General features: G+C 39.5%; 18 protein-coding genes. 16 read left to right on the forward strand and 2 right to left on the reverse strand.

What is annotated here, in order from left to right; translation table 11 throughout:
- The coding region (locus ABE099_RS16160; RefSeq protein ID WP_430032120.1) for an RHS repeat-associated core domain-containing protein at positions 1–1922 on the forward strand (1922 nt) is incomplete at its 5' end.
- Between the two features lie 22 nt (positions 1923–1944).
- Positions 1945–2247 (forward strand): hypothetical protein, encoded by a 303-nt coding sequence (locus tag ABE099_RS16165; protein ID WP_430032121.1) that lies wholly within the window; start codon positions 1945–1947, stop codon positions 2245–2247.
- 163 nt (positions 2248–2410) lie between these two features.
- On the opposite strand, the gene ABE099_RS16170 is transcribed toward ABE099_RS16165, so the two are convergent.
- On the reverse strand, positions 2411–3916 hold the full coding sequence (locus ABE099_RS16170) for a PLP-dependent aminotransferase family protein (RefSeq protein ID WP_430032122.1): 1506 nt from the start codon (positions 3914–3916) through the stop codon (positions 2411–2413).
- A 235-nt stretch (positions 3917–4151) separates the two neighbouring features.
- On the opposite strand from ABE099_RS16170, the gene ABE099_RS16175 reads away from it, so the two are divergent.
- The 4 genes from ABE099_RS16175 to ABE099_RS16190 all read left to right on the forward strand — a co-directional run bounded on the left by ABE099_RS16175 (position 4152) and on the right by ABE099_RS16190 (position 8886).
- Positions 4152–5108 (forward strand): DMT family transporter, encoded by a 957-nt coding sequence (locus tag ABE099_RS16175; RefSeq protein WP_430032216.1) that lies wholly within the window; start codon positions 4152–4154, stop codon positions 5106–5108.
- 132 nt (positions 5109–5240) lie between these two features.
- On the forward strand, positions 5241–5978 hold the full coding sequence (locus tag ABE099_RS16180) for a class I SAM-dependent DNA methyltransferase (RefSeq protein WP_430032123.1): 738 nt from the start codon (positions 5241–5243) through the stop codon (positions 5976–5978).
- A gap of 65 nt (positions 5979–6043) precedes the next feature.
- Positions 6044–7036, forward strand: a complete 993-nt coding sequence (locus ABE099_RS16185; RefSeq protein ID WP_430032124.1) for a PHP domain-containing protein — start codon at positions 6044–6046, stop codon at positions 7034–7036.
- Positions 7037–7257: 221 nt separating this feature from the next.
- A complete protein-coding gene (locus ABE099_RS16190; protein WP_430032125.1) occupies positions 7258–8886 on the forward strand; it encodes a xylulokinase in 1629 nt (542 codons plus the stop codon).
- Here the strand turns inward: ABE099_RS16190 and ABE099_RS16195 are convergent.
- Positions 8822–10018, reverse strand: coding sequence for a hypothetical protein (locus ABE099_RS16195; RefSeq protein ID WP_430032126.1), 1197 nt, complete (start codon positions 10016–10018; stop codon positions 8822–8824). The genes ABE099_RS16190 and ABE099_RS16195 overlap by 65 nt on opposite strands.
- Positions 10019–10241: 223 nt before the next feature.
- On the opposite strand from ABE099_RS16195, the gene ABE099_RS16200 reads away from it, so the two are divergent.
- The 10 genes from ABE099_RS16200 to mtnN all read left to right on the forward strand — a co-directional run bounded on the left by ABE099_RS16200 (position 10242) and on the right by mtnN (position 22144).
- Positions 10242–13496, forward strand: coding sequence for an S-layer homology domain-containing protein (locus ABE099_RS16200; RefSeq protein ID WP_430032127.1), 3255 nt, complete (start codon positions 10242–10244; stop codon positions 13494–13496).
- Positions 13497–13847: 351 nt separating this feature from the next.
- On the forward strand, positions 13848–15329 hold the full coding sequence (locus tag ABE099_RS16205; protein WP_430032217.1) for a DHA2 family efflux MFS transporter permease subunit: 1482 nt from the start codon (positions 13848–13850) through the stop codon (positions 15327–15329).
- 197 nt (positions 15330–15526) lie between these two features.
- The gene (gene rfbC, locus ABE099_RS16210) at positions 15527–16078 is read left to right on the forward strand and encodes a dTDP-4-dehydrorhamnose 3,5-epimerase (protein WP_430032128.1); all 552 of its coding nucleotides are present in this window, start codon (positions 15527–15529) and stop codon (positions 16076–16078) included.
- A 104-nt stretch (positions 16079–16182) separates the two neighbouring features.
- Positions 16183–17049, forward strand: a complete 867-nt coding sequence (gene rfbD / locus ABE099_RS16215; protein ID WP_430032129.1) for a dTDP-4-dehydrorhamnose reductase — start codon at positions 16183–16185, stop codon at positions 17047–17049.
- A gap of 236 nt (positions 17050–17285) precedes the next feature.
- Positions 17286–18356, forward strand: a complete 1071-nt coding sequence (locus ABE099_RS16220; protein WP_430032130.1) for a methionine ABC transporter ATP-binding protein — start codon at positions 17286–17288, stop codon at positions 18354–18356.
- Entirely contained in the window at positions 18353–19033 is a 681-nt protein-coding gene (locus tag ABE099_RS16225) for a methionine ABC transporter permease (RefSeq protein WP_430032131.1), read from the forward strand. Before ABE099_RS16220 ends, ABE099_RS16225 begins: the two co-directional genes overlap by 4 nt.
- Before the next feature lie 258 nt (positions 19034–19291).
- Positions 19292–19753, forward strand: coding sequence for an S-ribosylhomocysteine lyase (locus ABE099_RS16230; RefSeq protein WP_210087256.1), 462 nt, complete (start codon positions 19292–19294; stop codon positions 19751–19753).
- A gap of 6 nt (positions 19754–19759) precedes the next feature.
- Positions 19760–20530 (forward strand): SDR family NAD(P)-dependent oxidoreductase, encoded by a 771-nt coding sequence (locus tag ABE099_RS16235; RefSeq protein ID WP_430032132.1) that lies wholly within the window; start codon positions 19760–19762, stop codon positions 20528–20530.
- A gap of 19 nt (positions 20531–20549) precedes the next feature.
- Positions 20550–21407 (forward strand): MetQ/NlpA family ABC transporter substrate-binding protein, encoded by an 858-nt coding sequence (locus ABE099_RS16240; protein WP_430032133.1) that lies wholly within the window; start codon positions 20550–20552, stop codon positions 21405–21407.
- Between the two features lie 14 nt (positions 21408–21421).
- Positions 21422–22144: a 5'-methylthioadenosine/S-adenosylhomocysteine nucleosidase gene (mtnN, locus tag ABE099_RS16245; protein WP_430032134.1), complete on the forward strand. Its 723-nt coding sequence runs from the start codon at positions 21422–21424 to the stop codon at positions 22142–22144.
- Positions 22145–22264: the final 120 nt, after the last annotated feature.

Genomic DNA, 22264 nt, shown 5'->3' on the forward strand with positions numbered 1-22264 from the left:
AAACGGTCAGCCTAACTTCAGGCCAGGTTGGAGCATGGAAAACAAAGCAGAAGCAAGAGGTTTCACTCCAAACTGAAGATCAGGGGAAAGAACGCACACAGACTATCCGTCGTAGCTATGATGCTTTAGGTAGATTGATCGAGCAATGGGATGTATGGGGTAAGCGAATTGGCTATGCGTATGATGAAGTCGGTAACCTTACACATCTGACATATCCGGATGGGAAAGTGGTGGAATACCGCTATAACTTAGCAGGGGAATTGACGGAGGTGAAGGATTGGGCAGGCAGATTAACACGGTATCGGTATGATGCCAATGGACGTGTGATCGAGACCCACCGTCCAAATGGGACACGCGAACGCCGAAGCTATGATGTCTTAGGTCAGCTTCTTCGCCAACAGGATGTCACTGCGCAGGGGATTATGCTCCAGGACTTAAAATATGAGTATAATGAAGTGGGTCAAATTGTACGAGAGCAAAACAAGCAATATACGTATGATCAGCTTCGCCGCTTAGTTAGTGGAGCGAACCAAGGTAAAATTACGTATTATCATTATGATCTTGGTGGGAACCTGACGGAGCAGAAGGAAGTAGACACAGAGACGGGACTTGGAATTGAAGGAACAAGAGGAGTAATAGAATCAAAGGCAACAAACTTAGGCGACAAACTAGGTGAATTAAGTCAAGGTTCGTCTAACTCAATGTCTGTATTCAGCTATAGCGCAGATAATCGCCTACGTCGTATTGGCAACTACCCAACAGAGCATGATGCCGATGGGAACCTGTTATACTTTACTGATGGCGAGAAAATGGCAGCTTATGAATACGATGCTCGTAACCGCCTCATCCAAACTGGCCGTATGAAATATCGGTATAACTGGCGAAATGAACGCATTGAAAGCATTTGGCGTGGAAAAGTCACACGCTATGTTGTGGACGATTCAAGTCGATTTAGTCGATTATTAATGGAGTTAGATGGTGAAGGGAATGTCCTTGCTCGTTACGTATATGGACTTGGGTTAATAGGTAGAGAAGATGTAGGGACAGGGAAGTATCAAAGCTATCATAGCGATATTCGGGGTAGCACAACCATCCTAACGAATGAGCACGGCTTGGTCACAGACCGATATGCCTATGGAACCTATGGCGAAGTAGAGCATTTCGAGGGATCAACATCGCAACCGTTTCAGTATAACGGTAGAGATGGTGTCATGCATGATATCAATGGGCTATACTATATGCGAGCACGATATTACCATCCAGAGCTGAAGCGGTTTTTGAATCGGGATGTCATTAGAGGTAACATAACCGAAGGACAGACGTTTAATCGCTATGCGTATGTGAATGGTGATCCAGTGAGATATGTTGATCCGCTGGGGTTGGCACGATTAGGGTGTGAGGTTTTTGAAGAAGCAAAGGTACCTAGAACCGGAGAAGAGTGGAATCAGTACTTTAAGGAGCAATATGGGGATGGAAGTGTTGTATGGGGGACAAAAAATCTTGTAGTAAGCAATAACTCATTAGATCATGCAAACTTGGGAGAGTTTACAATAAACCCTAGAACGGGAGATATTTCTAAAATGAGTGGTGGTGGACATGGTCAAGATAATATAAATTTCCTTGAGAGTCACGGAATTGAATATAATATTGAAATGACATATTCCAATGAAGTTAGGGTAGGTAATGTACCGGGTCATAAGACAAAGGGTAAGAGGACTGGTATAGGACAAGCATGGTTTCCTGAAGATTGGACTAGAGAAAAAATACGTAGAGCGGGTGAGTATGTAGCTAATATTCCTGAACTTAGAACTGTAGCAGATGGAGTACCTATTTTTGGTGAATACAGTGGGGTGCGTGTTGGTGTAATTAAAACAAATGGGGAAATAGGGACAATTTTTCCAGACAATATGTTACAACCTTAATTAATATTGGAGGTCAGCTTTTATGTTTTATGAAAAAGTGCGAGCAGTTTTAGGAGCACGTGCGTTGCTAGATGATAACGATCCTTCGATTAAACAAAAATGGACAGAATTAATTGAACTCTTAAGTAAAGATGAGGATTTAACTTTAGCTTTTTTTAATCAATGTTCAAAAACTGAACTTTTGTTACTTAGTGAAGTATTTGAAGATGTTGCGTATAATTTGCAAAGTAGAAAATTCATTGATCTATTATATTTGTTAGATGAAAGATACCCAGATTTGGACTTAAATAGTCATATTCAAATTGCTGAAAGTTATATGGATTAAACTCATTTATGGATGTATAAATACAACGACAAAGCTTTACAATACAACTAACAAAACAAACACCAAGAATTTAAAGACTTGATAAAATTTCAAAGCTCATTCTAACTTGCTTCATGAGTAGGAATGAGCTTTTTTGTGTTCAGAAAAAAATAAACGAAGGAGCTTAATGAAATGAAATAAAACTATCTCCTTCATCCCCAAGCCTCTCCACCAACCTAATCAACTTCTCCACGCCCTCACGCAACACTGTCTCATTCGTAAACGAATAGCTAAGCCGCACCCATGATTCAAACTTCCCTAAGTGATCAAACAGAGGGCCGGGCATAAATGAAATAGACTGTCCAACCGCCACTTGAAGTAGGTCTTGAGCCGTTATCCCATCAGGCAACTTCGCCCATAGGTTGAGCCCACCTTGCGGTGATGTCCATTGCCAACCTGCCGCGGCAAATTTCTTTTCCACAATCTCCTTATGAATTTGCAAGGCAATTCGGAGCTTACCTACATGCTGCTGCAGGCGAGGAGAGGTGTAATAATGAAGAAAGATTTTTTGGTTCAAAAGGGGTGTTCCGTTATCTACTAATGACTTAGCGGAGACCAGCGAATCTATCAACGGTTTGCGACAGGCGACAGCACAAATGCGCAGACCTGGGGCAACATATTTGCTAAAGCTTCTAATGTAGACAACCTTGCCAAACGTATCATAAGTAAATAACGGCAAAGGGGGTTCCTCAGCAAAATATATATCGTGAAAAGCATCGTCCTCAATTAACAAGCAGTTGTAACGTTCAGCTAGCTCTACGAGTTGTTTGCGTTGCCATGACGGAACGGTATAGCCAGTTGGATTTTGATGTGTTGGATTCATATAAAACAAGCGGGGCTTGTATTTGTGAATCAATGCCTCCAGTTGTTCAAGGTCATATCCTTCTTCGGTGATATCTACGGGTAGTAACCGAGCGCCACGACTTTTAAAGACATCCATCGCAATGCTGTAAGTAGGTCTTTCAATTAATACTGCGTCCATCGGTCCAACCAACATTTCCGCAAGCAGATGTATGGCTTGCTGTGCACCAGATGTTATAAGCATTTCCTCCGCAGTTAACTGTATTCCCATTTGCTCGTGGAAATGTTGGCTCAGCATTACCCTCAATTCCTCATCCCCTTGCACCGATGCATAGGTTCCCATCAGCTTAGGGTAGAGGTCAAACACCTTTTTCACATAGTCTGATAGATACAGGTTAGGGAGTAAGCCAGGATCAATTAATGCTTGAGAAAACTGGTAAGTAGCGGGAATTCGTTGGATTTCAGAAAAGCTGTGGGTAGGCAAGTTGCTAGTAGCCATACAATTTATCGTAAAATTAGTATTAGGAAGATTAGCCATTTGAGAAGGTAACTCCGTTAAAATCTTGACTGGGGAAACTGAGGTTACTGGTGATATATGGGATACATAGTAACCAGATTTATCTTTGACATACACTTTGCCTGTCTCGCACAGCATTTTATAAGCCCGAAATACCGTCAAACGGTGAACTTCAAGCTCTACAGCTAAGTGACGGATGGATGGAAGCTTGTCATGTGCCTGCCATTCCCCTTGCTCCAAACGTTTTAGCATATGCTCAAATATAAGCTGATACAATGGTGGATTATGCTCAGTTTGTGACGATAGCTCCATAACGCCCAGCTCCTTTTTTAAGAATAGAACATCATTCTTATTATGTCTTCCAATGGTTTTTTAACAAATTTTCACTTTTAACTTCTCGTGATTAGTACATCTTTATTAAGGTATTATACAGTAATATTAGCTAAACTGTTCTGTTCCATTCCATCTGTTCTATTCATGCTCCTTTATAATGGTTGAAATATAGATTTCACAGGGTTACATTATGGATTTCAAAGGGGAAATGAATATGATTATGCTGGCTTATGGTCTCGTCTGTCTCATCTTTGGTACGACCTTCTTAGCGATTAAAATTGGGGTAGATGCAGGGGCGCCGCCTTTCTTTTCAGCAGGATTACGGTTTTTTATTGCAGGAACACTTTTGTTTTTGTGGATGGTTTGGAAGGGGAAGGCTGATTTTAAGCTATTGCTACGAAAGGAAATGTTGCTCACAGGTGCGACGTTGACCTTCGGCACATTTGCTGCGCTTTATTGGGGAGAGCAATATGTATCCTCAGGCTTAGCTGCTGTTCTATCGGCAACAGGGCCAATAATGATTTTGTTACTTCAAACCTTTATATTGCGTCAAAAAGCATCTGCTGTTTCGTTGTTTGGATGTATTTTGGGGTTAACTGGTGTGTTACTGCTTGTTTTACCTAATTTAGCATTAAAGGTTTCAACACTTTGGTTTATAGGCTGCATCGTTATTCTTTTAGGTGAAATAAGTTACTCTGTAGGCGCTGTTCTTTCTAAAAAGGTAAGTAACGAGCTAGCAGAAGTGTCCCCAATTGCACTAAATGCGGCACAAATGATGTACGGTGGTCTATTACTTTTAATGTTATCTCTGGCAACGGAAAAGCTAGACTTGGCAGCTCAATTTTCACTCCCATTTTCATTATCATTATTATACTTAACTGTGATTGGTTCGATGGTGGGTCACAGCTTGTTTTATTGGCTTGTGGCCAAAACAGATCCTGTCTTTCCTTCAACATGGCTGTATGTTGCTCCACCAATTGCTGTTGGAGTAGGCGTGTTATTTTACAATGAGACGGTGAATGGATTGACCCTAATAGGAATTGTCACTATTCTTGCAGGAACGATGCTTGTTAATGCAGCAGCACTCGAGGGATTTGTATTAAAGCTAAGGAAAAACAATAATTTGCGAACAAAACCTATACAGAGATCTATCGTGAAGAAAGTAGATTGAAAGTGAATTCACTGATTAATGAAGCCTACGGAAAAAATAATTATAAAAATAAAGGAGCATGCACTAGCGTATACAGATTGGTATAATTTTAATTATTGAAGGACCTATAATTGTAATTGATGGGAGGAGCCTATGACTTTTTTTAATGCGGAAGAATATACTGACCCCAAAAACTATGATGCAGAGTTTGGTGGAGAATGGGAGAAGTATGAATTCTTTCTACAGGAGGCAAAGGGACACGAGCATGTGCTTGAGCTAGCTTGTGGTACAGGCTTAACGACATTATATCTTGCTGAAAAAGGTGTAAATATAGATGGGACAGACATATTGCCAAATATGATCGAATATGCCAAGCAAAAAAACAAGGTTGACAATGCACGCTTTTTTGTTGGTGATGCAATAACCTTTACCTCGACCATCCTATACGATTTTGTATATTTAACAGGCAACGCTTTTCAAGCCTTTTTAAATGAAAAGGATCAAAACTTATTACTGCAAAATGTGAACAAGCTGCTTAAAGCAGGTGGGAAATTTATTTTTGAGACTCGGAATCCCGATGGAAATGATTTGAAAGATTGTGAATATGAGTATTGGCATACGTTTCAGGATGTGGAGGGTAACCCCGTTGAGGTTGGGGGAGAACAACGATTTGATCCACAAAGTAATATTATGAAATGGACGACGGTGCGAAAATTCCAAAACTTTGAGACCACTGCAAATATTTTATGCTTGTTTACGGAACCAGAACAAATTCGCAAATTGTTAGTTAATCATGGGTTTGAAATTCAGGCTGAATATAGTCACTGGAATCGAGCAGCATTTAATGATAAGGATGCAATGATTATATTTGTGGCGGAAAAAAAGGAATAGGGCTAGCACCTACAAACATTGTTAAGTAAAGGCTCAGATCAAGAGTGAAGAGGAGTTGAGATATATTGAAGGTTGATTTCCATTTTCATCTAGAAGAAGGCCCATATTCATTACAATGGTTATCTCGTACTTTGCAGGCATTAGCAACAACAGAACCTAAACCGAATGAAGAACTAGGACAGCATTATGCGAAAGCAATGACACAACATCTTTCTGAACGTATAGCGCAGGGTTGCTTTAGCGAGGCGTGGTTAGATCGTTATTTAATCAAAGGACGGGAGCGAGGAATTAAGCAGTTTGGCATTGTCGATCATTTATATCGCTTTCGGGAATGTCGTCCCTATTATGAAAAGCACATGCTGCTTGATGATAGTCCTATAGGTAAGCTACAACAGCAATGGTTAGACCAAGTTTGTGTGGTCTCATTACCTGACTTTGTAAACTTTATTAAAAAGGCTCAGCGTACACGTCCAGACTTAGCGCTTGGCATCGAGGCTGACTTTTTCCAAGGTGGAGAGGCGGAATTAGGTGAGATATTATCAGCCTATGATTGGGATTATGTGATTGGTTCGGTTCATTTTATGGATGGATGGGGTTTTGATAATCGTAAAACAAAAGATGAATTTTTAGGCAGAGATGCTGTTCAGATGTATGGGGAGTATTATGAATTGCTTAGGCAAGCGTGTGAATCAGGACTATTTCATATTATTGCCCACCCAGACAATCTCAAAGTGTTTGGCTTCCGTCCTGACGATGAGAGAGAGCTATTGCCTTATTACCATAGCATTGCAGAAGTGATGAAACAATGTGATGTAATTACTGAGATTAATACAGGATTAGCTTACCGTTATCCTATTGCAGAGAGCTGTCCAAGCCCACTTTTCTTATCTGTGCTTGCAGAGCATAATGTTCCGTTAACCTTGTCCTCTGATTCCCATTTTCCTGACGATATCGGGATGCTGCTTGATGAAGCCCATATGGCTGCTATCAAAGCAGGTTATAAGGAACTGGCAATCTTTCGAGATGGTAAACGGAAAATGCTACCGATTCATGATTGATATGCTTAAAATGAAAATAGATTCAATGTGACTTGCATATATAGATATATCATACTAGTACAGCTTATTTTCACTTCCTTAAAAGAGAAAAATAAGCTGTATTTTTTATAAAAATGAATATGTAGTTTGAGCAGAATTACATGATTTAGAATGAATATAATATGTACTTTATTACTGTTATTTGTATGAAAATATTCAAAATGAGAGAGGAGCAATGCATTATGGATGAACATAGAAAAGAAGCAATAATCAAGGGAGAAACCTCACTTGGCATCGAATTTGGCTCAACACGGATTAAGGCTGTACTACTTGGTCAAAATTTTGAAACCATCGCTTCTAGTAGCTATCAGTGGGAAAATCAATTAATTGATGGTTATTGGACATACGATCTAAATGAAGCCATTATCGGATTACAGACAACTTATCATCAACTAAAGCAAGAGGTTGAAAATAATTATGGTCTGCCATTGCAAAAAATTGGCTCGATCGGATGTTCTGCTATGATGCAGGGTTATATTGCACTTAATCAAGCTGGTGAGCTGTTGGTTCCATTTCGTACATGGCGAAATACGACCACATATACTGCTGCATCACAATTAACGGATAAATTCCAGTTTAAAATTCCTCAACGCTGGAGTATTGCTCATTTATATCAAGCGATTTTAAACGAGGAGGGGCATGTCGCCAACATCACGTATATTACAACTTTATCGGGTTATATCCATTGGTTGTTGACTGACAATAAGGCTCTGGGTGTAGGAGATGCCTCAGGCATGTTCCCAATCGATCAATCTACTAAGCAATTTAATAAACAAATGATCGCGCAGTTTGCCGATTTGATTGCTGATAAAGGTTACCCATGGGAGCTTAAAGATATTTTACCAAAAGTGTATACTGCGGGTGAGAATGCTGGTTATCTTAGTGAAGCGGGTGCTCGCCTGTTAGATCCTTCAGGCACCCTACAAGCAGGTATTCCAATGTGCCCTCCAGAAGGTGATGCGGGAACAGGGATGGTGGCTACGAATAGTGTGGAGAAGCGTACTGGTAATATTTCTGTAGGTACTTCGATTTTTGCGATGTTTGTAATGGAGAAGGATTTGTCTACAGTGTACCCTGAGATTGATATTGTGACCACACCGGAGGGCAACCCGGTTAGTATGGTTCTAGCTAATAATTGTTCCAGTGATATTAATGCTTGGATAGGCTTGTTCCGAGATTTTTATGAAGCAATGGGGCTTAAAACTGATATAGATCAGATATTTAGTGTATTATTCAACAAAGCGTTAGAAGGGGACGCAGATGCAGGTGGGTTGCTTAGCTATGGCTATTATTCAGGTGAGAACATTACAGGATTTACACAGGGGCGTCCAGTCTTTGTCAGGTCTCCAGAAAGCCATTTTAATCTGGCTAACTTTATAAGAGTACATCTGTTTAGCGCATTTGCTGCACTAAGACTTGGTATGGATATTTTGACACAGAAGGAGCAGGTAACCATTGATCGTATTTTGGCGCATGGCGGATTGTTCAAAACACCCTTAGTAGGTCAAAAAATATGTGCTGCTGCACTAAATGTTCCTGTATCGGTGATGTCTACCGCTGGTGAGGGTGGCGCATGGGGAATAGCAATATTGGCCTCCTTTATGGTTAATAAGGAAAGGCATAAGGGCTTAGCGTATTACCTTACCAATAAGGTATTTAAGCATGGAGAAGGACAAGAGGTTTGTCCTAATCCGATTGATGTAGATGGTTTTTCTTTATTTATGGAGCGTTATACGAAAGGGCTAGCTATTGAGCAGGCTGCGGTAGATTATTTTGTGGAAAATGGGAAGAAAGAGTTTCCTCAACCTTGAGGAATTCTGTTTTCAGTATTATTAAATTCCAATCTTCGCTCGAGATGTAATAAAGATTTTCTCTTTCAGCTACTAATGTAGCATTATCAATAGAGTTATTGTTATCGTAAACAATGGTCTGGCGAGTTTTGCTCGGAGTTGACTCTCGAAAATAGATTCCTGTTTTTTGTGCCAAGAAAGGTATAGTTGTGGCTAGAAAAGACAGAAAGACAATCGTGAGTAGAATAGCTAATGATCCAAATTTCGGTTGATTGGTCTTATTTTTTATTTGTATTTGCTTTAAATCGTTTGAGGTTGTATGTTTCTTTCTACCAATAAAACAACCTAAAACTATTGAAATAACAATTGTTATACTAAAGATAATGATACGGCTTGGTTTCCAAGAGGGTATAAACTGCAAGAAAACCAAAAATAAAATAAAGATAGCTGGAAAAAATAGGATAGACCTATACCAGAAAAACCTTATTAGGTGTTCAAAATAACTTAAAACAAGTGCTACTATAAAAATTAATAAGATTGACAATTCTGGTGGATTATCCACAAACACGGTTAAGAAGGCCATTCCTATTATTCCATAAAGAAAACCAGATAAGGTTGAAAATATTCCTTTCATATAACGAGTGAAGAAGTAAATAGATATAGCAAGAAGAAAAGGTCCAATCCAAATAAAACTAAACTTAATGAAAGTATTAGATGGAGAGGAAAAATCCCCAACAAAAAATGTTGTTAATCCCATGTGAAATATAAATGATCCAATTAAGGTTACAAGTACACGTACTATTCCGTTTTCTCGTTCTCCCTTACGCATTAACTGTTTGATCCCAAGGTTTAAACTATAAAGAATAAAAATAAATAAAATGATAGCTAGTGTAAACGCAATGCTAGTTATAATCACAGAGTAAGTAGGAAAAGGAATATTATTAATGAGAAGATCTATTAAGCTTATACTAGAGTCCATAGAACCTGAAAAGTAATATCCGTATAGAAAAGAATACCCAATAGTGTAAAATACAAGACCACCTATTGTTACAATCGTAGTAACCATCGACAAAAAACTGAATATTCGAAGTATAGTTTGCGTCAGAGGGTGAAAGAAAATACTTTTAATATAGTTAAATACTGAAATTAGCATAAAGCACCTCAGATGAATTTTGTGATTGGATGGGATTTGGGATTGTATTTTACACATCACTGTCATTATTATACATTAGAATTTACCATTTTGGTTAGTCAGTGGAACAACATATTAAATTTTGCTACTCAAATGTTGAGAAAATGTTGTATCCTCTTCTGCTACGTTAGAACTAATATACTAATATTCTATACTAATATTCACATCATGGAGGTTGTGACCGTTGCAGAAGAAGCTTAGCTTTAAAATGATAGTATTGTTTTTGAGTGTATTAATTGTATTACCTTTAAATGCTGGACTAGTAGGAGCAATAGAACCAGATCAAGAAACATCTGGAAGTGGAGAAAATTACACTTGGAATCAACGTTTTCCTCAAAATGCTCCAAGTCAACGTACAGCTCCCTTAATGGCATATGACCAAAAGGAAGGCAAAACACTACTGTTTGGTGGCTATGTCGGTGGAAATCAGATTCGGTTAAATGATACATGGATATGGGACGGTAGTAACTGGAGTACTGTGGATACTCGTCATTTACCAGCCCCTCGTAGTGGTGGTGGAATGGCATATGACCAAGCTACACAGCGTATTGTTATGTTTGGTGGAGATGGTGTAGGTATTTCACTTGGCGATACTTGGCTATGGAATTGGGAGACGATGGATTGGGAGCAACAAGATCCGTTCATTAGCCCACCACCACGTGGTATACCATTTATGTCTTATGATTATAAAAATAGTAATGTTGTCCTTTTTGGTGGGGGCACTTCAAATGAAGAGGAATGGCACACCTTAAATGACACATGGGTATGGGACGGAGCAAATCATACTTGGGTTAAAAAAAATCCAGCACATTCTCCTTCAGCACGTGCATTTGGACAAATGTCTTATGATCCAATAAATCAAAATGTTGTATTGTTTGGTGGAAATGGGAACGGTCAATTTCTAAGTGATACTTGGACATGGGATGGAACTGATTGGACACAACATGCTACTGCAAATACTCCACCTGCACGTTTGGGGTATGGTTTATCGTATGATGGGGCACACATTATTCTCTTTGGTGGAGATGGTGCTGGCAATGTGCAGCTTAGAGATACTTGGTTTTGGGATGGAAGTAATTGGACTCAGCAAAATATTGTAACGAACAATCGTGGACATATCGGAATGGTCTACGATGAGAGAAACGATCAGGTTGTTTCATTTGGTGGTTATGGCGGCTCATCAGGAAGTCCAATCATTAATGAAACATGGACACTACAGTCGTCGCCGATTGTGACAACAGGGTCTGTAAAATCTGAAGGTTCAACAGTTGCTGAACTGAATGGTGAGTTGGTGGTATCAGGTAAAAAACCAGTGATTGAGCAAGGAATCGAGGTTAAAAATCTTACTACTAATGTAACTGTAAAATATGCAAGTCAAAATAGTGGCATTGGCACATTTACAGCAAAAGCTAATAATTTAATGCCCAACACCACATATTCGTACAGAGCGTATGCCACTGATTTCTATGGTGTGACCTATGCTTCAAATGAAGGTAGCTTTCATACGCTAGAGCATCCTCCAATTTATGTGGATAGTACAAACTATAGCCTTAGAGTAGGCGGAACGCATCAAACTGTAGTAGAAGTTTTAAATGAGGAAGATGATTCGCGTGATGTGGTGACAGAGGATTTAACCTTTAGCTCAGCAGATTCCGAGATTGCTTCAGTAGATGAGCATGGACTAGTAACCGCGCATACTGAGGGAGATACAGTGATTACTGTTTTATATAAAACGGTGTCTGTTGAAATCTCGGTTAAGGTGAGCAATGTTGCGCCTGTACTTATTAATATAGCTTCAGAAAGCAATAAGTACACGCTTGAAAAAGGAAAGACACAACAAACGGTAATTAAAGCTGTATACGATGATGACACTTATTTGCCATTAACAGACGACTTGGTATTTACTTCTTTAGATGAAAGTATAGCAACCGTTGATCATAATGGGCTAATTACAGCTAAGGCAGCTGGAACAGTAAAAATTAAAGTCAGCTATAGGGATATTACTATCATGATTGAGGTTACTGTAAAAGATAGTGCCAATTCTGGTGGTAATGGAGAAGGACCTGGTGGATCATCAGGTGGTAATGGTGGTAATGGCTCAGGTGAATCCGGCGGTAATGGTAGTAATGGTTCCGGTGGAGGTACAGGTAGCAACCAAGGAACAAATCAAGGGACACCTCAGCCTGTCAATAAAGGTGATAACTTAAAAGACCCTGTTAGTGGTGAATCAATAGGGACGGTAGTGAAGCAAGAGAAGGATGGTAAGAAGGAAACAACGATCAAATTGGATGTGGATAAGGCAAAAGATACACTTAACAAATCGAATCGTAAATCGTTAGATATCGATTCTAATGAAGACGTTGATCAAACTGTGACTGAAATTCCAGGTCCTCTTGCGAAATGGTTAGATGAAAAAGAAGGTTCAGTTGAACTTAAAACGAAATTAGGACGTTATGTATTACCAGTAAAACAGCTCGGCGTTAGTCAGCTCACAACTGGAAATAATGAAGAGCAAAGCTTAAAAGAGCTTCAATATAAGGTAACGGTGTCTAAAGCGTCAGACAGTGTAATGCAAAATGTGAAGAGCATCGCTACTAAAGATGGCTACAGTGTTATTGGTTCAGCAGTAAACTTTGGTGTATCCTCCAGCATGAATGGGGTAGAGAAGAAAGTCCCTAATTTTGACCAGTACGCAGTACGTTTAATTGCATTGCCTGAAGGATATGATCCAAATAAAATTACGACGGGGATTATTTATGATCAATCTCAAAAATCCTTTATGCATGTCCCTACACAAGTTGTAAAATTGGAAGGACAATACTTTGCAAAAATAAACAGCTTAGTAAGCGAGGGTACGTTTGCTTTAATATGGAATGAAGAGACCTTTGCAGATACAGCAAATCATTGGGGTAAGGACATTATTGATGAAATGGCTTCTCGATTAGTTGTAGAAGGTGTGACGGAGAAAACCTTTGATCCAAACCGTGAGATTACGCGTGCGGAGTTTGCTGCGATCGCTGTTCGTGCATTTGGATTGCAGGATGAGACAGCAAAAGGACAAGGCTTTGAAGATGTAGCGAGTGATGCCTGGTATTCGGAGTATGTAAATACAGCATCAGCCTATGGGTTGTTAAAGGGCTACAATGATGGTTCATTTAAACCCTCTCAGCACATTAGCCGTCAAGAAGCGACTGCTATTTTAGCTCGTGCGATTAAATTAGCTAAAATTGATGCATCTATAACAGATATCAATACACTAAGTGCATATAAAGATGCTAATCAGGTTTCTGAATGGGCACAAATGAACGTAAGTTATTTAGTGGAAAAGGGCATTATGGCTGGCGATACTACGGGTAGACTTCACGCGCGTAATGCGGTAACACGAGCGGAAACAGCAGCATTAATGCAACGCATTCTGAAATTTGCTGAACTAATCTAATTTTTTTGGCCTCACTTTTGGCTTAAATCAAAAGTGAGGCTTTTAATTATTATGCTACTACTAAGGCTCAACTTAGAAATTAGTGGTTGAGAGGATGCAAAAATAGCAATAATTATTTAATTTAAAAAATCAGGCTGTAACAGGGGGCGAAGCCACCCTTAACGTAGCTGTTTTCCTCGGAAGTTAGCAAGCACTAATTTGGGTCTAAGCTAATATTAAAATTTTAAATGTTAAACTTTTAATATTGACATCTAAAGGCGAAAGCTGTTCTAATTGTATAGACCTATTGTATTAATTACACACAGACAGAGTGCTTGACTAGTTTAGGAGGATGGGATTTTGGAGACGACCATGAAAGCTGGTTCTGCAACGGGCCAGACAGAAAGAACGAAATATAAAGCAGTACCGATATTGTTTGCGATGCTGTTAAGTGGTTTTATCGGTTTATTTGGTGAAACAGCATTAAATGTAGCATTAACACCGCTAATGGAAATACTTCAGGTAGGCGAAACGACGATACAATGGTTAACAACAGGATATTTGCTTGTATTAGGGATTCTTGTTCCAGTCTCAGGGTTTTTGTTACAGTGGTTTACAACAAGACAGTTATTTACGACATCCTTGATTTTTTCGATCGCAGGTACAATCGTAGCGGCGCTTGCCCCTACCTTTGAGTTTTTGCTTGTAGCACGTGTTTTACAGGCGGTAGGAACTGCTTTGTTGCTTCCACTGATGTTTAACACGATTCTAATTATTTTTCCAGTTGAAAAACGTGGTTCAGCGATGGGCTTAATTGGGCTTGTCATCATGTTTGCGCCAGCAAGTGGGCCAAGCATTTCAGGTTTAATTTTAGCGAATCTAAGCTGGCATTGGATTTTTTGGATCTCATTACCGTTTTTTATTATTTCACTTATATTTGGATTGATGTTCCTTCCGAATATTTCAAAATTGACCAAGCCTAAGATTGATATTTTCTCGATTGTGTTATCCACGCTTGGTTTCGGAGGCGTTGTTTATGGCTTTAGTAGTGCGGGAGGCCATGGTGAAGGAGCCGGAGGTTGGTCTAGTCCAACTGTTATGATTTCGCTAGCCATGGGGATTGTTTCTTTGTTATTATTTAGCATTAGACAGCTTAAAATGAAGCAACCGATGATGGATTTGCGTGTATTTAAGTATCCGATGTTTACGATTGGTTTAATCCTCATTTTTATTTGTATGATGATGATGTTATCATCGATGCTCATTTTGCCAATGTATCTCCAGCGTGGTATGGCGGTTACGGCATTAACTGCAGGATTAGTTTTGCTTCCAGGAAGTTTATTAAATGGCTTATTGTCTCCGATTATGGGACGACTATTTGATAAATTTGGACCAAAGTGGTTAGTTAAAATCGGACTGCTGCTTGTAGCTCTCGTTTTATATATGTACACAGGGATAACACCAACAACCTCATTGGGTACCATTATTACGATGCATATTTTTATGATGATTGGTATTTCTATGATTATGATGCCTGCTCAAACGAATGGATTAAATCAGCTTCCACCTGAATATTATCCACACGGGACAGCGATTATGAATACCTTGCAACAGGTATCTGGCGCAATTGGGACGGCGGTTGCTGTGAGTATTCTTGCGGCAAGTCAAATCAGCTTCTTAAAAGATGTGAGCGATCCAGAAAGCCTAGTGAATAAACTGAACAGCTTCACGCATGGGGTACAAAATGCATTTATTTTTGCGCTTGTGCTCTGTATTATTGGCTTTGTAATTTCATTATTTATTAAGCGTGTTGTGGTAGGAAATAAGCAAGCACAGCAGGGGAATATGCATTAAAAATTAGAAATTATATTTAGTATTTTTTATAGGTAGTTAGCATAGTAAATAATATAGTATTAATTTAAGAAGGAAGATGATTAGCAACAATATCATCTTCCTTTTTTTGTTGTTTTAATGAAATTGAATTGCGCTAAGCACTCCCGCTTTGCCCGCTGAATATAATAGTAGCAGTGAGCGAATAAGGAGGAAACAACATGAAGGCAATTGCAACGACATTACCTGGCTTGATCGTCATTGAGGGAAAGGTGTTCAAGGATGATCGAGGTTTTTTTATGGAAACGTATAATCAGGCACAATTTGAAGCATTAGGCTTAAGTTATCAATTTGTACAGGATAATCATTCATATTCTCGTGAGACAGGGACGATTAGAGGCTTACATTATCAGCTTGCACCAAAGGCACAAAGTAAGCTTGTACGTGTCTTAAAAGGGGCAATTTATGATGTTGCAGTAGATTTACGTCAGGACTCGCCAACGTTTAAGCAGTGGTACGGTATTATTTTGACCGAACATAACGCACGTCAGCTGCTTATTCCCAAGGGATTTGCTCATGGTTTTTGTACCTTAGTTCCAGATACAGAGGTTGCCTACAAGGTGGATAGCTTGTATTCGAGTAAGCACGATCGAGGAATTGCATGGAATGACCCTGAGCTTGATATTGATTGGCCTGAAAAGGAGGTCACGTTGTCTGATAAGGATCGAAGTCACCCTTATTTACGTGATGCGGAGTTTCGTTTTCGGTTATAAGGATAGGCATTATATCGATAGACAGGATTTTTCAGCCTGCCTGCTTTAGTGTGGGTATTCGAGATTCACTTTTGTTGGCTTTTAAATATTAAGGGGGGAAACCAGTGGAACATGCTTCAAGGCAACGTGTGATGGTAACGGGGGGCAAGGGGCAATTAGGCAAGGACGTAGTAGAGCTACTTAAGCAAGCAGGGTATGAGGTTTTTCCGGTAGATCGGGAAGAAATGGATATTACAAGTTTTGATCGGTGTCATGAGGTGATGCACTGTATAAAGCCACATATTGTCATCCATACTGCGGCGTATACTGAGGTAGATGCCGCAGAACATGATCGTGAGGCCGCTTTTCTTATCAATGCGTATGGTACACGCAATGTAGCGGTGGTCGCAGAGCAGCTTCGTGCCAAGCTTGTCTATATTAGTACTGATTATGTGTTTAGTGGGCAAGGGAAGCAACCGAGAAATGAGTTTCATACCGTGTCACCTATTAATGTGTATGGGGCCTCTAAGCTGGCAGGAGAATCCTTTGTAAAGGAACTACATTCTCAATATTTTATTGTTCGTACATCTTGGGTTTATGGACAACATGGCAAAAACTTTGTAAAAACGATGTTATCTCTAGCTGCGAAGCATGAAGAAGTTTCAGTCGTCGATGATCAGATTGGTTGTCCTACCTATACAATGGATCTAGCAGCGACAATTATTGATTTAATAAAAACTTCAAAATACGGAATTTATCATGTGTCTAATTCAGGATCTTGTTCATGGCATGAGTTTGCTTCAGCTATTTTTGAGTTAACAAAGAGTGGTACATTGGCAAATCCAGTGTCTACAGAGCAATTTCCACGCCCAGCTGCAAGGCCATCCTATTCCGTATTTGATCATATGTCATTACGTTTAAATGGATTCAATACACCTCGACCATGGAAGGAAGCATTAGCCGAGTTTATATCGCTATTACCTCCTCGTTAAATTGACCACTGTATTAAATACAAGCAGGTAAGGCTTTTTTAAAAGAGTGGTTATTTATGCTGTGTAGAAGGATTTAGTGCTTGATTAACTATGATTAAAATTATAAATATACGAATAAATGTATGAATAATAATCAAGCACTATTATAATTTAATAAAAATTACATAAAAATACTGTAGCAATTCCGAGTAAACCAATGTATAATTACGGAAAGAAAAAAAGGAAGGTTGAGCAGCATGATTTCGTTATCAAATATTAATGTTACATTTCAGAGTAAAGCTCAGTCTGTTGTCGCGGTAAGGAACGTTGACTTACAGGTTGAGGCCGGCGATATATTTGGTATTGTAGGCTATAGTGGGGCTGGGAAAAGCACACTCGTCCGCATTATTAATTTGTTGCAACGACCTTCTTCGGGAAAAGTGATTGTGAATGGGCAAGATTTATTATCGCTAAATGCAAAGCAGCTTCGAACAGCAAGAAAAAAAATCGGGATGATTTTTCAGCATTTTAATTTGATGGCATCACGTACGATTTATGATAACGTAGATTATCCGCTTAAAAGCTCGAAGCTTTCAAAGAAGGAAAGAGATGTTAAGGTTAGGGAGTTACTAGAGCTAGTAGGCTTGTCAGATAAACTAGCGGCATATCCTTCACAGCTATCTGGCGGACAAAAGCAACGTGTGGCGATTGCAAGAGCGTTAGCTAATGATCCTGAAATTTTACTGTGTGACGAGGCGACAAGTGCACTTGACCCCAAAACAACACAATCGATTTTGGAGCTACTCAAAGCTTTAAATAAAAAGCTAGGTTTAACAATTGTCATTATTACCCATGAGATGCAGGTGGTGAAGGAGATTTGTAATCGAGTTGCGGTGATGGAAGCGGGAGAGGTTGTAGAGCAAGGTGATATCGTATCGATCTTCAGCAATCCACAAAACAGCTTAACGAAGGATTTTATTAATACTGCGACACACATCGATCAAATGATCGACAAAATTAAGGCGCACCCTTCGCTTACAAAGCTAGGACCACATGATATTTTGTGTAAAATCTCATTTGTTGGGGACAACACAAGCCAACCTATCATCTCCGAAATCTCTGCAAAGTATGGCGTATCTACAAACATTTTATTTGGAAATGTGGAGGTACTCCAGCAGACAGCAATTGGCCAGCTTATCGTTGTGTTTTCAGGTGACGGAACAAAATTAGAGGAAGCCATCCACTATTTAAATGTAAACCAAGTATCCATTGAATACATTAATATTCCCGGTTTGCAGCAGCAAAGCAAGGTAGGTGCGTTAGTATGATAGAGTTTTTTCAGCAATATTTCCCAAATGTCTTTGACCTAAAGGATGACATCATTAGCAGTACGTATGAAACGTTGTATATGGTTGCTGCGACCTCATTGTTTTCTGCTATATTTGGCATTTTGCTAGGCGTTATTATGGTAGTAATTGATGAAGGCGGGATACTCGAAAACAAATGGTTATATAGCATTTTAGGGAAAATCATTAATTTGTTTAGATCCATTCCTTTTATTATTTTGATTGCGGCAGTTGTTCCATTAACAAGGCTTATTACTGGCACCTCTATCGGGATGAACGCAGCGATTGTCCCATTAGTCATTGGAATCGTTCCCTTTTACGCCAGACAAATTCAAAATGCATTACTTGAGGTTGATCCTGGTATTATTGAGGCGGCACAATCGATGGGCTCAGGGCCAATTGAAATTATTTTTAGAGTGTACCTAAAAGAAGGACTAACGGGCATTATCCGTGCCTCCTCTGTCACTGTTATTAACCTAATTGGTTTAACAACCATGGCAGGTGCAATTGGTTCAGGAGGACTTGGTAGCCTAGCGATTAACAAAGGCTATAACCGATTCCAGAGCGACATTACAATCGTTGCTACGATCTTAATTCTAATTCTCGTATTTATTTGCCAATTTATTGGCGATTACTTTACCAAAAAATCTACGCATTAAGATTCTAGATAAATTGGTAATAAGCAAACTTTAATGAGTACAAAACGCCACTCTATTAAAAGGCGTTTTGCATAAATCTATGCTTCACCTTACAATAAGCAGTATAATTAAGGGTCAAACTTAAAATCAGTAGTAAAATGGAAGAGTGGTAGTTAGCGTAACAACCCTTTGGAGTGAAGCGGCACCTCTTCCACAGCAACGCTGATTTTCTTGAGCCCTAATCTATATCAAAAAACTATTGAAAAGAGGACATCAATCATGGCAAAAGTAGAAAGCTTTCAATTAGATCACAATATCGTAAAGGCACCTTATGTAAGAGCAGCAGGTGTGGAGCATGATGAAAAAGGAAGCACGGTTCAAAAATACGATTTAAGATTTTTACAACCTAACAAAGATGCAATTCCAACAGCTGCACTTCATACGTTAGAGCATTTACTAGCAACATATTTAAGAGACGAGCTTCAGGGCATTATTGATATTTCTCCAATGGGCTGTAGAACTGGTTTTTATATGATTTTGTGGAATGAGCATTCCCCAGAAGAGGTTGCGACAGCATTAGAAAAAACATTACGTAAAGTATTAGAAACTACGGATGTTCCAGCGGTTTCTGCACTTGAGTGTGGTAACTATAAAGATCATTCCTTATTCTCGGCAAAAGAATATGCAAAGCTTGTACTGGAAGCAGGAATTAGTAGAGATCCATTTGAGCGAGTGCTATAAGAGATTATGATTACGATTGATCTATCGGGACAGACAGTTGTTGTTACTGGCGGAAAATCAGGGATTGGCGCAGGCATTGTTGAGTTGTTTCTAACGAGCGGGGCAACAGTGATTTCTGCTGATATAGCTTATCCAGAGACGTATCATAGTGTTGATTCTCATTTAATTGAAGCACATTTAAATATCGCGAGCTCAGAGGATATCAATCGCTTTTTTGAAGTCGTACAGCAACAAGCCGGTATTCCTGATGTGGTCGTGAACTGTGCTGGAATTTCCACGATGGATTATGTGATTGATAGTAAGCTAGAGGATTGGAATAAGGTATTTGCAATTAACTCTACAGGTCTATATTGGATTTCTAAGTTATTTGCAGAAGCTATGGTAAGAGGCAACAAGGCAGGACGTATTATTCAAATTGCGTCACAAGCAGGCAAAAATGGATACAGAGCAATGGGAGGTTATTGTGCCTCTAAGCATGCGGTGTTAGGACTAACTAAAGTAATGGGTGTAGAACTAGCTAAGCATAATGTATTGGTGAATGCAGTGTGTCCAGGCATCGTCGAGACACCCATGAAGCACCGAGAGCGTGTGGAGGGTGGCGTAATTCGTGGGATGACGGCACAAGAAATATATGAAGAGGATTGCTCACAAATTCCTCTTGGTCGAACTGCAGAAGTGAGTGATGTAGCCAATGTTGTTTTATTTTTAGCGAGTCCATTATCTTCGTATATGACTGGGCAAGCGATTAATGTAACAGGCGGCATGACGATGAATTAACATTTTAGGGGGCAAAAAGATGAAGAAGAAGTTAATTGGAATTTTAGCGTTAAGTGTACTATTAATTGTAGCAGGATGCGGCAGCAAAGACGCTAGCAGCAACAAAACTTCATCTGGAGCCCAAAAAATCGTCATTGGCTCTATGGGGTCTGATGCACAGATTTGGAAGCACATCGCGGCGTCTCAAGGGGCAAAGGATGCGAACCTGCAAATCGAGGTTAAGGAAATTGAAGGCGGTGTGGAAACAAACAATGCAACAAAAGAAGGCGAAGTAGATGTGAATGCCTTTCAATCCTGGGCATATCTTGTTAGCTACAACAAAGATAGTAAAGCAAATCTTACCGCAGTAGCTACAACTTATTTAGAGCCAATGGGAATTTATTCTCAAAAGGTGAAGGATATTAAAGATGTTCCTGAGGGTGCATTAGTTGCATTGGCGGATAATCCTGCGAACACTGCAAGAGGACTTAATCTATTACAAGCATCAGGTCTTATTAAGCTAAAGTCTGACTTTAACGCTGCGACTGGAACAGTAAATGATATTACAGAAAATCCTAAAAATCTAAAATTTGAGCTTATTGATGATACAACAGGACCACGTGTCATTCAAGACGTTGATTTAGTATTAATCGGTAACACAATTGCGCTTGAGGGTGGACTTAATGTATTAAAGGACTCCTTGTTCCATGAGCAAATTTCCGAGGATACGCGTAATAATATCAATGTATTAGTAACAACTGAGGATAAGAAAAATGATCCTGGTATTTTAAAGCTAGGTGAGCTTTACCACAGTGAGGATACGCAAAAATATATTGAAGCTGAGTTTGGGGGAACAAAGGTCGCTGTGAATAAACCCATCTCTTACTTAGAGCAATAGGAGGAAGGTTTCATATGAAAATCGCCCTCATTTGTGCAATGGAAGAGGAAATTGCGCCTTTACGTAAAAAAGCAACAATTTTGAAAAAAACGGTGATTGGGAAAACGATCATTGAAGAAGTGCAATTGGACGGTCTTAATCAGCATGAGCTTATCCTTGTTGAAAGTGGAATTGGCAAGGTGAATGCTGCGGTTGCGGCTACGATCGTGATTGAACGTTATCAGCCAGACCTGCTCATCAATAGTGGTTCAGCAGGTGCGTTTGATACTCAGCTCCAGGTTGGTGATGTTGTAATTCCAACCTCCTATACGTATGGGGATGTGGATGCGACCTGCTTTGGTTATGAACGTGGACAGGTGCCACAAATGCCATCAGGGTATGTTATCGATGCTGATAGACTAAATGAAGTACGCTCGATTTATGATCAGTCGAAAAATGAGATTAACTATGTTGTAGATTTTGGTCTTGCATTAACACTAGATTCGTTCATGAGTGATGATGAGAAGGTCGCTGACATTTATCGAAACTTCCCAGCTACAAAAGTATCTGACATGGAGGGGCTTGCGATTGTTCAAGCCGCAGATCAGTATGGTATCCCTGTTATCGCAGTGAAGGCGGTGTCGGACATCGTTGGACATGGTCAAGAGTCAGCGGACAGCTTTGACAATAATTTATGGTTTGCAGCAGAGCGTTCCATTCATTTTGCTGAGCTGCTGCTATATAAGCTAAGTTCGTAGGTTTAACAATTTGTAATGCAAATATAATGAAATTGCTAAAGATTCATCGTTAATCCCTCTTCCAGTGATTAGCGGTGAATTTTTTGTTGCCGTTTTAATATGGTAAACTGTAAATATACA

The sequence above is a fragment of the Paenibacillus turicensis genome (assembly GCF_050461185.1).
GTDB lineage: Bacteria > Bacillota > Bacilli > Paenibacillales > Paenibacillaceae > Fontibacillus > Fontibacillus turicensis_A.